Source organism: Actinomadura miaoliensis (genome assembly GCF_039536785.1).
GTDB lineage: Bacteria > Actinomycetota > Actinomycetes > Streptosporangiales > Streptosporangiaceae > Spirillospora > Spirillospora miaoliensis.
Genome location: NZ_BAAAZG010000047.1, coordinates 172,345 through 185,622, shown reverse-complemented (window position 1 = coordinate 185,622; position 13,278 = coordinate 172,345). Strand labels below are relative to the sequence as shown.

The window sequence follows — 13,278 nt, the reverse complement described above, 5'->3', positions numbered from 1 at the left end:
CCGCACCGTGGCGCGGCCGAGCCGCAGCTCGGGGCCGAGGCCGCAGTCCAGCCGCAACGGCGACGACCGGATGTCGGGCAGCGCGCGCAGACCCGGAACCTGCACTTCGCTGATCTGGATGGGCTGCAGGCGGCCGTCGCGGGGGAACGTCAGCGTCAGCCGGTCCGTGGTCATCGGCGCGAACGTCAGCCTGCCGCGCGCGTCGGTCACCAGCTCGCGGCTGTGGCCGCCGCGCCCCTCCACCCGTACGCGCACCGGGCCGTTCGCTCCGGGCGGCCGCCGCAGCGTGATCGTGGAGACGCGCAGGGGTCTGCGCCATCGCAGCACGTACGCGGGGGCGGCGTCGTCGGGGTCGGCGATCCAGGTGGTGGCGGGGTCGCCGTCGAACGCCGAACGCGGCTGGGCCACGGGGTGGCCGGAGATGACGGAGGTCGCGGTCACCCAGGGGCCGCCGCGCGAGATCGTGTACTGCCTGATGAGACGCCGGTCGGTGAGCACGGCCGTACCGGACAGCCGCGTGCGGCGCGCCGCCGCGGCCGTGAACGTGCGGTCGAAGCCGCCGCCCTCCTCGTCGCGGACGCCGAGGTCGTCCGAGCACACCCAGCGCTGGGCGCCCTTCATGCAGCCGGGCGCGCCTCCGGGGATGCGGCTCATCACGTACGTGGACGCCGGGACGTTCGGGAGGCGGTACGTGCGGCCGATGCTCAGCCCGTCGATGGACAGCTCCGCCACGGCCGCGCGGGTCAGCGCCGGGAACGCGGGCGGCGAGGCCAGGCCGGTGACGCGCAGCCGCACCCAGCGGGTCGTGCCCGGCGGGACGCGCAGCTGCTGCGGGGCGCTCTCGGGGCGGACGGCCTGGTCGAGGACGCCGCGTTCGGTCTGCACGGCGACGCGCGTGACGGCGGGGCCGAGCGCGTCGTCGCGGACGAACGCGGCGGTCAGCACGCCGATCTCGCGGGGACGTTCGAAGTCGACCTGGAGCCACTGCCCCACCGGGCCGTTCCAGCCGCCGGTCTTCCATGCGGTGCCGGGGTCGCCGTCGACGGCGGCGTACGGGGCGGCGGACGGGTCGTGCGCCTGCGCCACCCCGTCGGCTCCGGCGGCCGACGACGACGCCGTGACGTTACGGATTCCGGTGTACTCGGCAACGGTGGCGTAACGCTGCCAGCCGTCGTCGAGCACGTCGGACGCCCTGGCGCGTTCGGCGGCGGTCAGGGTCTGCGAGGTGTGGTGCAGCTCGCCGAAGTCGCGGTGCAGCAGGCGCGGCGAGTCGCTCACCACCGCGGGCCCGCGCAGGTCGGAGGCGTCGTCATCGAGCAGGACGGGACGGTGCGGCAGCACGCCGCCGTCGGCCATGGCCAGCAACGACTCCGGCCCGCCGTACACGCGCGGCGGGCCGGTCGCGTCCGCGAGCGCGGCCACGGCGTCGGCGCCGGACACCTCGTACACCTCCAGCGGCGCGATCCGCTGGTCGTGGGCCGAGACCGCGTCGTCGACGACCGCGCCGCCCACCGGCGGGCCGAACGCGGCGACCCTGCGCAGCCCGGGTGAGGCGTCGAGCGTCTGGCGTATGCGCGCGGGCCATGCGCCGCGCAATGTCTCACGGCGCAGGTCGTTGCGGACCAGGACGTACCGCACGCCCATGCGTCCCAGGAACCGTCCCAGTCCGGGCGAGCCCTGCCCCGACCTGACCTGCTGGTCGACGGCGTCCAGCGCGCGCGTGTAGCCGGGGGAACCGGCGGGCACGAGCTGGCGCACGCCCCAGCGCGCCGACAGCAGCGGCTGGACGATGTCGTCCATCGGCCGCCCCCACAGGTACTCGCCGAACGACGACCCCGGCAGCGCCAGCACGGCCTGCTGACCGGCGCGCGCGTTGAGCCAGGACGCCGCGTCCCGCCAGTACCTGGGCACGTCCGGGAACTCGCCCGGCCCCGAAAGCCCGTGCCGCACCGCCGTCACGCCGATGCCGCCGACGGCCACGATCGCCGCGGTCTGCGCGGTGAGCAGCGTCCGCGCACGGGTCCGGAGAGCGGGCGGGGCGCCGGGGTCGCGTCTCACGGCGGCCGCCATGACGGGCAGGTGCGCCAGGCCGAGCGCCAGCGGCAGCCGCACCACCGCGTCGAACTTGTGCAGGTTGCGCAGCGGCGCCAGCGGCCCGTCCAGCAGGTCGCGGAACTGCGCGGCGAACGGGCCGGGCAGGTCGCCGCCGTGGCCGAGGGTGAGGATCGCCAGCCCAGTCAGCAGCGTGACCAGCAGGAACGTGCGTTCGGGCAGCAGCCGGCCGAGCAGCCCGGCCAGGCCCAGCGCCGCGACGACGCCCGTGCAGACCATCGGCAGCGGGTCGAGCGCCAGGCCGTTGCCGAGCGGCCACCACACCGTGCCGTCCACGATCAGGTAGTTGATCCACCGTTCGGCGCCGCGCAGCACGTTGACCAGCCCGGTCGGGCCGGTGGTGGTGGCGGCCTTCTCGGTGTAGGTGAGCCAGGAGAACCCGTACGTGCCGGTGAGCAGCAGCGGGACCAGCCACCACGCGGTCGCCGCCGCCACCGCCGCCGACCACCACGCCAGGATGCGCAGGCGGGGCGCGCGGCGCGGCCGGGTCAGCAGGTAAAGGACGGGGACGACCAGCACGGCGACCGTCGCGGTGGCGTTGATGCCGCCGCAGCAGGCGACGGCGAGGCCCGACCAGGCCGCCGCCCGGATCCGGCCGCCGCCCCGCACCGCGCCGACCAGCGGCAGGACGATCCACGGCAGCATCGCCACCGGCATGTACTCCGACGACAGCTGCCCCAGCGCCGCCACCGCGCCGGGCGCCAGCGCGTACGCCATCCCGGCCAGCAGGCGGCCCCCGGGCGTGCCGACGCCGAGCCGCGCGGCCAGCTTCCGGACGCCGAGGAACGCCGCGCACATCAGCAGCGACAGCCACCACCGCTGGGTGATCCAGGCGGGCATGCCGGCCAGGTCGCCGAGCACGTAGAACGGGCCCATCGGGAACAGGTAGCCGACGGCCTGGTTCTGCAGCTGGCCGAACTGCTCGGGATCCCACAGATGCAGCGACCGGCCGAGGAACCCCAGCGGACGCACCGGCATGTCGATCTTGGTGTCGGCGAGGATCATCCCGGGACGGGTGGAGAACGCCAGCGCGGTCAGGGCCAGGCAGCACACGGCAGCCCGCAGCCGGTCGCGCAGCCGCGCCGCCGCGTCCTCGGCGCTCGGCCCGGCGGCGGACGGCAGGGCGGAGGGAGACGCGTCCACCTCTCCCACGGCCATCTCGCCCCCCGTTCCTCTCCGGATTCCCCACATCGTCGCTTCGGCGGCGAGGTCGTCAGGGAGAACCGCCCTCTGGGTGGCCGAGGAGGCGTTCCAGTGGGGTCGCCGTCCGCAGCACCCGTACCGTGCCGCCGTGTTCGGCCAGGAGCATGTCGCGGACGGGCCCCTCGACGACCTGCACGGCATCGTCCTGGGCGACGACAAGCGCGCGCTTGTCTTCGGTGGCCGCCGTCCCCGCGCGGACGGCCGCGGTCACCAGGCGGGCCATCCGGTCGGTGGTGCGCGCCCAGTCGAATTCGCCCGCCCAGTGGCGGCACGCGCCGACGAGCTGCTCTCGCCGTGACGGGTCGTCCAGCTCCTTGAGCGCGCGTTCGACGGTGTCTGCCAACGGCTCGTCGGGGGCGGCCAGCCAGCCGGTGACGCCGTCGCGTACCGCGTCACGCAGGCCGTCGACGTCGTAGGCGACCGTGGGCACGCCGTGCGCCGCGGCCTCGATGACGCTCAGCCCCCACCCCTCGCCCTGGGACGCGCTCAGATGCAGGTCGGCGCGCGCCACCAGAGCCGCCTTCACGTCCTCCGGTACGTAGCCGTGCAACGTCACCGTGTCGTTGAGCCCCCGGGCGGCGACCTCGGCGGTGAGGGCCGCCAGCTCGGGCCCGTCGCCCACGATGTGGAGGCGTAGGCCGGGATGGGCTGCGGCCAGGTGTTCCGCCATGTCGAGCAGGCGATGCGTCCGTTTGTGCGGGACGAGCCGCGTCACGCACACCAGCTCGGGGTCGCCGCGCTCGGGCAGGCCGTCGGGCGGCGTGGGGGCAGGGGTGGCGGCGCCGTTGGGGACGACATACGTCGCCCCGTCCCAGCCCAGCCGGTCCCGCACCGCGCGCAAGGTGGACGGCGACACGACCACGAACGCGTGCCGACGGTACGTCCACCGGCTGACCGGCCCCTCCAGGAACCGGCCGAACCGCGCCAGCCACCCCGGGAAGTACAGACCGAACTGGGCGTCGTGCACGTGGTGCACCACGCAGAACACCGGGACGCGGCGGGGCAGCGCCCACGGGGTGAAGAAAGGGATGCCGTTCTGGCAGTCGATCACCGCGTCGAGGGACCGGCGCCGCGCCGCCGTCCACGCCAGCACCAGCGGGTAGACGGTGAACCGGCCGCCCATCCGCACGAACCGCACGCCCTCGACCGCCTCGCGGCGGCGCTGCCCCCGGGCGCGGCACGTCACGTAGCGGACGTGGGCGCCGCGTGCGGCCAGCCGCCGCGCCAGTTCCCAGGCGTACCGTTCGGCGCCGCCGGCCGCCGGATGCCAGGGATCGCGCCAGTTGACGACCGCCAGCCGCAGGCCGTCCAGATCGGCCCTCATCCGCGTCCGGCGCCCGAGACGGTCGGCAGCGGGGCGCCCTCCGCCCGCGCGACGGGCACCGGCAGCCTGACCCGGCCCGGGCGGGAGCGCGCCGCCGGGCCCGTCCGGATCCGGAGCAGGTCGCGCAGGCATTCCACCGAGTGGCGGCGCACCGAGAACGTGCTGCCCGGACGGTCGTGCCACACCACCGGGATGTCGGTGATCGACGCGCCGCGCCGCACGCAGTGCGCGAGCAGCTCGACGTCGAACGCGAAGCCGGTCGTGCGCAGGTCGGCCGCGGCCGCGCGCGCCAGCGGGCCGGCGAAGAACTTGAAGCCGCACTGGGTGTCGGCCACGCCGTCCGCCAGGTCGCGGACGAGCCGGTTGAACGTGACGGCGCCCAGGCGGCGCAGCGGCTGCCCGTACCCGTCGACGACCGACTCCGGGTGGCGCCGCGACCCCACGACCACCGGCCGTCCCGCGCTCAGCAGCGCCAGCACGCGGCGCAGCGCCGACAGTTCCGTGGCCATGTCGGCGTCGCAGAACCCCACGTAGGGCGCGCGCGTGGCGAGCATCCCGGCGCGCACGGCCGCGCCCTTGCCGCGCCGCTCGCACGACAGCAGCCGGACCGGGACGGGCCCGTCCCAGCCGCGCACGATGGCGGCGGTGGCGTCGGTGCTGGCGTTGTCGACGACGAGGACGCCCGCGGCGAGGGGCAGGGCGGCGAGCTCGGCGCACAGCCGCGACAGCCCCGCCGGAAGCCGCTCGGCCTCGTTGTAGGCCGGGACGACGATCTCAAGGACGGCGGGGCCGGGGGTGGGGGCGGCCATGGGGCCTCCGGACGGCGGACCGCGGTCGCGCCGCGGTCAGCGGGAGCCGTAGTTGTAGAGCGGCTTGATGACCGGGTCCTTCTGGGAGGCGCTGGCCAGCTGCACCGCGCCGAACGAGGCACCGGCTGCGAGCAGAACGCCGACCAGAGCGGAGATCGCGATGCGCATCAGTCGACCCTTCGACGGGGGTTACGGCCGAGTAGCGGGGTGCCCAGAGTAATGGCTGCGCCCAGACATGACCAGACGATCGCGATACTCGTGACGATCCAGGCGCCCGCGACGGCCGCGGCCGGAACCCGCGCGTCCCGCACGTCCGCCGCCCCCTGGATGCGGTACAGGACGAGGTCAGGGCCGTCGAGCACGACCTCGGCGCCGGCCAGCCGTTCTGCTCCGGCGCCGGCGTTCGCGGGGTCGTCGACGGCGACGTAGCGGACGCCTTCGCGGCGCAGCGCCTCGGTCAGCGGGGCGCCCGATCCGATCAGCGGGTCGAGGCGGACCGCGCGCGGGTCCTCGGGCGCGACGGTGGTGCCGTCCACGGTCACCGCGTCGTTGACGATGACCCTGCGGTGCAGGTAGCGGGGCAGCGGGTCCAGGACGCGCCGTCCGTGGTTCCACTCCGGGCTCCGGTAGGCGGCCCAGGGAAGCAGCAGCACCGCCCCAGGCTCTTTGTCGGCGTGGACGATGTCGCGTGCCCGCGCCCAGTCGGCCGGGTAGTGGACGGCGCGCAGGTGCCCGGCGGCCCCCCACGCCAACGACGGCAGCAGCACCACGGGGGCGAGCACCGCGCATCCCGTGACCACGCCCAAGCGCGCTTGCGCGGCCCGGTCGGCGGCCACGCCCAGCCCCACGGCGACGACGACGGCCAGGGGCGCCACGTACTGCTGCCCGTCCCGCAACACCGCGAACCCGGACCACAGCCCGATCAGCCCCTCCAGCACGGGCGCCGCCACAGCCCCCAGAGCCGCCACCACGTACCCGGCGGCCGCCGCCCCCGCCAGACCACGTTTCCAGGGGGCGTCCGCGCTCGCGCACCACCGCCCGTAGGCGAACAACGCCACCAGCACGACGGCCAGCCACAGCCCTGCGGTGACGACGTTCCCGTACGCGGTGGGCACGGTTTCGCCGTTCCATACGCCGCCCAGCAGAAGCAGGCTGCCGAGCGTCCCGAACGGGGTGTCCGCGCGCGCCGCGAACGCCTCCACCGCGCTGCCGTCCCCCGGCACACCCCCGGCGCGCAGCAGTCCCGGGATGAGCCAGGGCAGGCTCAGCACGGCCAGCGCCAGGACGACCCGCCGCACCCCCGCGCCACGCCGCCGCGCCGACGCCACGACCAACGCGGTGATGCCCGAGACGGTCAACGCGGCGAATCCGCCGATCGCCGCGGGCAGCAACGCGCGTACGAGACGACGCCCGCCGCCCCGCGCGTCCGCGTCCGCCGCCGCTGCCACCACCCAGGGAAGCGCCGCGTACCCCAGCAACAACGCCCACTGCCCCAGCAGCAGACGTTCGGCCACGAACGGGTTCCAGGCGTAGCACACCCCGGCCGCCAGCCTCGGCAGCGTCCGCGACGAGGGGACGAGCGACGCCGCCGCCACGCACGCCATCACGAAAACGGCGAGCAGGACGAGTTTCTGTGCCACGCCCCCCGGAAGCACCGTGGCGAGCGCCGTGACGAACGCGTCGCTGGGGACGTGCCGGGGCACCGTCCCGGTCACGCCGAACGTCATCGACGTGAACCCGGGATCGGGCACGAACACCATGTCGTACGACAGCACGAACCCGGGTGCGAGCCCCGGGCCGAGCACGAGCAGCCCGAGCCCCAGCCCGGTCAGTGCGGGCACGGGCCACCCCGCCCGCCAGGTCCGTCCCCCCGCTGTCATCAGACGTCCGACGCTAGCGCGAACCGTAGTGAAATGTCCGTCCGCTCAGCCGCGGGGAAGGCCGAGGATGCGTTCGCCGATGACGTTCAGGTTGACCTCGGTCGTGCCGCCGCCGATGGTCATCGCGCGGGACGCCAGCAGGTGCCGGGTCCAGCGGCGGCGCAGGTCGGACCTCCAGTCGCCGGTCAGGGCGCCCTCCTCGCCCAGCAGCGTGAAGCCGTACTCGGTGACGCGCTGCCCGTGCTCCATCGCCACGAGCTTGCGGACGTTGGCGGTCGCGCCCGGGTCCGTGCCCGAGATCTGCTTGAGGGTGGCGCGCAGGCCCAGCAGCGCGAAGGCGTGCTCGTCGCAGGCCAGCCGCCCCAGTTCGTCGCGCACCACCGGGTCGTCGGACAGGCCCAGCTCGCGGGCCATCCGCACCAGGCCGGGCAGGTCGCCGCCGAGCTGGAAGGTGCTGGTCAACCCGACCCGCTCGTTGGCCAGGGTGTTGCGGGCGACCCGCCAGCCCTCCCCCGGCTCGCCGACCACCAGCTCGTCGGGGACGAACACGCCGTCCAGGAACACCTCGTTGAAGACGGCGTCGCCGGTGCACTCGCGCAGCGGCCGGATGTCGACGCCCTCGGAGGCCATGTCGACCAGGAAGTAGGTGAGGCCGTCGTGCTTGGGCCGGTCCGGGTGGCTGCGGGCCAGGCAGATGCCCCACTGCGCGTCCCGCGCCAGCGACGTCCACACCTTCTGCCCGGTGATCCGCCAGCCGCCCTCGACCTTCTCGGCGCGCGTGGACAGCGCGGCCAGGTCCGAGCCCGCGCCGGGCTCGCTGAACAGCTGGCACCAGACGATCTCGCCGCGCAGCGTCGGCGGCAGGAACCGCTCGCGCTGGCCGGGCGTGCCGTACTGGACCAGCGACGGCACCACCCACGCCGCGATCATCAGCGGCACCGGCCGCACGCCCGCCGCCGCCAGCTCCTGCCGGATGACGATCTGCTCGACGGGCCCGGCGCCGCGGCCCCAGGGCTTCGGCAGATGCGGGGTCACCCAGCCGCCCTCGGCCATCGCCGCCCGCTGCCGCGGGACGTCCATCGCGGCCATCTCGGCGACCCGCGGCCGGATCCGCGCGCGCAGCGGCCCGGCCTCCTCCTCGGGCAGGTCGACGTCGACCGGGCGGCGCACGCCCGCGACCGCCAGCTCCGCGACCCGCGCCCGGGCCGCGCTCGCCCGGCCGAGCAGGGCACGCAGCGTCAGCGCCCGCCGGTAGATCAGGTGCGCGTCGTGCTCGAAGGTGTAGCCGATGCCGCCGTGCACCTGGATGTTGCCCTCGGCGCACGACACGGCGGCGTCGGCGGCCAGCGCGTCGGCCACGGCGACCGCGTACCGGCGCTGCTCGGGCGCGTCGGCGCCGGCCAGCGCGCGGGCGGCGTCCCACACGGCGGCGCGGGCGCGTTCGACCGCGATCAGCATCCGTGCGCACCTGTGCTTGACGCCCTGGAACTGCCCGATGGGGCGGCCGAACTGCTCTCGGGTCTTGGCGTAGGCGACGGCGTCGTCCAGCGCGCGTCCCGCCACGCCGCACGCCTCGGCGCCCAGCAGGACGACGGCGATGGCGTGCACGTCCGCATCCGGGGCGAGCAGGCGTTCCTCCGGTACGTCGGCGAGCGCGCCGGCTGTCGTGACCGCGGCGACGGGACGCGTCAGATCAAGCGACTCCAGTTCCGTCACCTCGACCCGGCCGCGGTCGACGACGGCCCAGCGGTCCCCGACCGGCACGACGAACACGTCGGCGGCCGCCGCGCCCAGCACCGGCGGTCCGCCGAGCCCGCCGAGCGCCACGCAGCCGGTGCGCGAGCCGTCCGCCAGCCCCGGCAGCAGCTCGGCCTTGAGCGCCTCGGACCCGGCCGCGTCGATGACGGCGGAGGCCAGGACGGTCGGCAGGTACGCGCCCGGGGTGAGGGCCCGGCCGAGCTCCTCCAGCGCGACGGCCTGTTCGAGCAGGCCGAAGCCCTGGCCGCCGTACCGTTCGGGAAGGTGCAGCCCCGGCAGCCCCTGCGCGACGAGGGCCGCGCGGAACCCGCCGTCGTCGGCGTCCCGCACGGCCCGCGACGTGACGTGCCGTCCGGCGAAGCCGCGGACCGCCTCCGCCAGCCGCTCGTGTTCCTCGGTCAGCCCGATCGCCATGCCCGGCCCCTCTCCTCGGCGTGCGGCACAGCCTAGTAGAACGACATTCGGTTGCCGAGAGAGAGATCGCCCCCAGGGGAACGAACGGGGCGGGCGGGCCCGGCGGCGCCGGTCAGGCGGTGCCGGTGCGGGGCGCGGGCTTCAACCCGGCCAGGAACCGGTTGACGTCCGGCCACATCTTGCGGTGCGTGTTCGGCAGCGACACGAACACCACCGCCGGGGCGGGCTTGCCGGTGTCGATCACGGCGGTCGCGACCACCTCGCCGGTCGCGCGCACCCCGGCCCGCTTGTAGGTCAGGTACGAGGCGACCAGCCAGCCCCGGCGGCCGCCCACCGGCAGCGCCTGCGACGCCAGCGGCGCCGTCCTGTGCGGGAACTGGTAGTACGTGGTCTCGAAGTTCTTGGCGGCCAGCGCCGCCACCGACCGGACGCTCTCCGGCCCGTCGTAGGAGCCGCGCAGCGCCGGGCTGAGCGTGCCGGTGAGCAGCTGCCCGTACCAGATCCGCCCGCCGTCGCGTTCGGTGACGAGGATCTGCTGACCCGACCAACCGGACACCGCCAGCTTGCTCCGCTTGGCCGGCACCTGCCAGGGCCGCGCCAGCCGCGGGTACGACAGGCCCGAGTGGACGTCGGTGACCTGCGCCAGCACCTTGCTGGGCTGCCCGGGGAAGCGGCGCAGCGGCCGGTCGGCGGGCATCGACACCGCGGGCGCCTGGACGCCGCGCGTCGTCGCCCCCTTCTCCTTGCCGGAGCCGGAGTCGGAGTCGTCGCCGCGCTGCTTGACGTAGTAGACGGTGCCCGCCGCCAGCAGCCCGAGGACGAGCAGCCCGACGCCGCCGTACAGGGCCAGCTTCGACCGGCCGCCCTCCTCGTCGCCGTCGGGCCTGACGGGGCCGTTCAGCTTGGCGTCGGCGGCCGCCTCGTCGGCCATCCACTCGGGCATCTGCCAGTTGCCGCTGCTGGGGCGGCCCGGCTTGGCGGGGGTCCCGGCGCCCGACGTCGGCGCCTGGTACCGCGGATCGGCGGCGCCGTCCGCGTCCGGCCCGGAGCCGTCGAACAGCTCGCCCTCCCACCGGTCGCCCCGGTCGGCGTGCTCCTCGTCCGCCGGCTGCGCGGGCTGCCCGGCCCGGTCGCCGGACCCGGCGGTCACGGGCTCGGCGGTGGCGGGCTCGGCGGTGGCGGCCCTGGCGGACGGAACGGGCGCGACCTTGACGTCCTCGGCCTCCGGCGGCGTGGCGCCCGAGCGCTCTCCCCTCTCGTTACCGTCGCTCATCTCGGTCCAGCGCGTGTCGCGCTCCCCCTGATCGGACATGCGGCACACGTTACGCGAAGATCACTGAGGGCACTCCGGCCCCCAGTCACACTCAGGAAACAATCAGCCGTTCCCGCACCATCAGTGTGGCGCCCGCCACGGCGGCGGGCATCATCACCACCGCCGCCAGCGGCACGAGGAACGTGACGAACGTCGCCGCGCCGAACCCGACGACCAGCGGCCGGTACCGGCGCAGCACCGCGAAGCGGTCCCGCCGCAGCAGGCCGCGGCGTTCCAACGCGACGGAGGTCAGCTCACCGGCCAGCAGGTAGCCCGACACGCAGGCCGCCACCACGGGCACGACGGTCTGGCCGACGACGGGCAGGAACCCGCAGGCGAAGAAGAGCACGGCGAACAGCAGGGCCACCAGGCCCAGCACGAGCGTGTCGCCGATCGCCCGCCCGATCTGGGTGAGCAGCGGGACGTCCGGCTCCGGCGGGGCGCCGCCCTGCGACTCCTCCACCTTCACCGCGATGCTCTCGTAGAACGGGTCACCCACCAGCAGCGTCACCGCGGTGAACGTCACCACCGCCAGGAACAGCGCCGCCCCGAAGATCGCCAGACCGGCGACGACCCGCGTGGCGTCCCGCAGCTCGGATGCCCATCCGTCGGCGAACGGCGTCACCCACCCGGCCAGGTCGCCCAGGTTCCACGCCAGCGCGCCCAGCGCCGCCGCGTACACCACGAGCACGATCAGCGCCGGGATCAGCCCGAACAGCCACTGCGCGGGGTGCCGCGCCACCCACGCCAGCCCCCGGAACAGGTAGCCGACCCCGTTGAACAGGTCCTTGAACGACGACGGGCGGGACGCCTCCGCGCCGCCCGGCGCGCTCATGTGGCCCATCGGCCCCTGCGGGCCCACCGGACCTCCTTGGCCCATCGGCACCGGTTGCCCCATCTGGCCGAGGCGGTCGCCCGGCCCCGGCCCGTGCTGCTCGTACGGCTGAACCACGCCCCCAACCTAGCGGCCCCCGGGATCATTCCGCGATCACGGCGTCGCGCTCCGCCGTCCGTCATGCCCGCCTCCGGCGGCATCGGCGGCTACGCCCGGTACGGCCGGCCCTCCTCCACCCGGTCGTCCGGCGCGGGCACCGAGAAGGTCTCGCCGTTGGCGGGGACGCCCACCGCGCGCCAGGTGAAGGGCACGGCGCGCGCGGTGTCGGGGTCCGGGCCATCCATGAGCTGGAAGTGCAGGTGCGGCTCGGTGGAGTTGCCGGAGTTGCCGCAGTCGGCGATGTGCTGCCCCGCCCGTACCCGGTCGCCCGCCCGGACCGCTGCCGAGCCGCGCCGCAGGTGCGCGTAGACGGCGAACGTGCCGTCGCCCAGGTCCAGGACGACATGGTTGCCGACCACCCCCGCGGGTGCGGCCAGGTCACGGAAGGCGCCCTCGAAGAAGAGGTAGAGCAGGGCCGGCAGGGAGTTGCGGCTGAGATGGTCGCGCTGCCTGTCGGAGACGCGCACCACGGTCGCGTCCGCGCAGGCCAGCAGCGGCTCCCCGAACGCGGGGAAGGCGCTGTTACGCCGGACCAGCGGCCACAGCCAGGCGAACGGGGGGCGGGTACGGTCCTGCGGGTCGGCCACGATGTCGATCGCGTACGCCTGCCCGTAGATGCGCGTGCCGTGGCTGGGGATCTTGCTGGCGGGGCTGTTGAGCGCCGTCCAGCGCCCGGCGACCGGCGGGTCCACCTCGACGGGTTCCTCCGGCGGCCGGGAAGGGCCGGCGGCCGCCAGCCGGACGGCCAGGAACCGCGCGCCCAGGGCCAGGCCGATCGCCGTCCACCCCCACGCCATCGGCAGGTCGGCGAAGAAGTCCGCGACCAGCACGACGAGGAACGCCAGCCAGCTCAGCCGGCCGAGCACCATCAGCGTCTTGATCCCCTTGCGCATGGGTTCTCCGATCGTCGCCGTCGTCGTCACGGCTGGGCCGCGGCCAGGGCCACCAGAAGCGGGACGACCCGTTTCGGCGGGACCCGGTAGCGGCCGCGCGCCGCGGTGTGCAGCCAGCCGGCGGACGTGAGCTGCCGCAGGTGGTGGTAGATCTGGCCGGTCGTGCCGAGGTCCTCCAGCGCCGCCAGCTCCGCGACGGCGCCCCGGCCGCCGAGGATTTCGCGCAGCAGGCGCATCCGCACCGGGTGCCCGAGCGCCGCGAACGACTCGGCGGCCTCGGACCAGTCGGCGTCCATGAGCTCGCCGACGGTCAGCCCGTACTGCCACTCGTACCGTTCGCCGGTGGGCACGCGGACGGCCCCGGTGAACAGCACGCCGCCGTCGTCCGCTCCGTCCATCCGGTCCAGCCGGGCCTTCAGCTGCTCCAGCGCCCAGAAGGTGCCGCCCTCCGGCGCGGGTTCGGCGCCGGGCCGCTGCCCGGGATGCCCCGTGTCCCCCGACTCCAGTGCCGCCACCCGCCGCTCCAGCTCGGCGACACGCCGCTCCAGATCCATGACGACATTATACGTAGTTACGTAT

The 13,278-nt window shown here is 75.2% G+C and carries 9 protein-coding genes and 1 pseudogene; all 10 read right to left on the bottom strand.

What is annotated here, in order from left to right; genetic code table 11:
* Window positions 1-156 precede the first annotated feature (156 nt).
* Window positions 157-3,270 (bottom strand): annotated as a pseudogene (locus ABD811_RS30135) (alpha-(1->3)-arabinofuranosyltransferase domain-containing protein); the annotation flags it as partial.
* Between the two features lie 55 nt (window positions 3,271-3,325).
* A complete protein-coding gene (locus ABD811_RS30130) occupies window positions 3,326-4,639 on the bottom strand; it encodes a glycosyltransferase family 4 protein (RefSeq protein ID WP_344954529.1) in 1,314 nt (437 codons plus the stop codon).
* On the bottom strand, window positions 4,636-5,448 hold the full coding sequence (locus ABD811_RS30125; RefSeq protein WP_344954527.1) for a glycosyltransferase: 813 nt from the start codon (window positions 5,446-5,448) through the stop codon (window positions 4,636-4,638). Before ABD811_RS30125 ends, ABD811_RS30130 begins: the two co-directional genes overlap by 4 nt.
* A gap of 36 nt (window positions 5,449-5,484) precedes the next feature.
* Complete coding sequence (locus ABD811_RS30120; protein ID WP_344954525.1) at window positions 5,485-5,616, bottom strand: hypothetical protein; 132 nt, start codon at window positions 5,614-5,616, stop codon at window positions 5,485-5,487.
* Window positions 5,616-7,289, bottom strand: a complete 1,674-nt coding sequence (locus tag ABD811_RS30115; protein WP_344954523.1) for an MmpA family trehalose lipid delivery protein — start codon at window positions 7,287-7,289, stop codon at window positions 5,616-5,618. The genes ABD811_RS30120 and ABD811_RS30115 overlap by 1 nt, the downstream gene beginning before the upstream one ends.
* A gap of 84 nt (window positions 7,290-7,373) precedes the next feature.
* Window positions 7,374-9,500 (bottom strand): acyl-CoA dehydrogenase family protein, encoded by a 2,127-nt coding sequence (locus ABD811_RS30110; protein WP_344954521.1) that lies wholly within the window; start codon window positions 9,498-9,500, stop codon window positions 7,374-7,376.
* Window positions 9,501-9,612: 112 nt separating this feature from the next.
* Window positions 9,613-10,812, bottom strand: coding sequence for a hypothetical protein (locus ABD811_RS30105; RefSeq protein WP_344954519.1), 1,200 nt, complete (start codon window positions 10,810-10,812; stop codon window positions 9,613-9,615).
* A gap of 52 nt (window positions 10,813-10,864) precedes the next feature.
* The gene (locus ABD811_RS30100) at window positions 10,865-11,674 is read right to left on the bottom strand and encodes an EI24 domain-containing protein (RefSeq protein WP_344954517.1); all 810 of its coding nucleotides are present in this window, start codon (window positions 11,672-11,674) and stop codon (window positions 10,865-10,867) included.
* Between the two features lie 179 nt (window positions 11,675-11,853).
* Complete coding sequence (locus ABD811_RS30095) at window positions 11,854-12,699, bottom strand: M23 family metallopeptidase (RefSeq protein WP_344954515.1); 846 nt, start codon at window positions 12,697-12,699, stop codon at window positions 11,854-11,856.
* Window positions 12,700-12,725: 26 nt separating this feature from the next.
* Window positions 12,726-13,253: an ArsR/SmtB family transcription factor gene (locus ABD811_RS30090; protein WP_344954514.1), complete on the bottom strand. Its 528-nt coding sequence runs from the start codon at window positions 13,251-13,253 to the stop codon at window positions 12,726-12,728.
* Window positions 13,254-13,278: the final 25 nt, after the last annotated feature.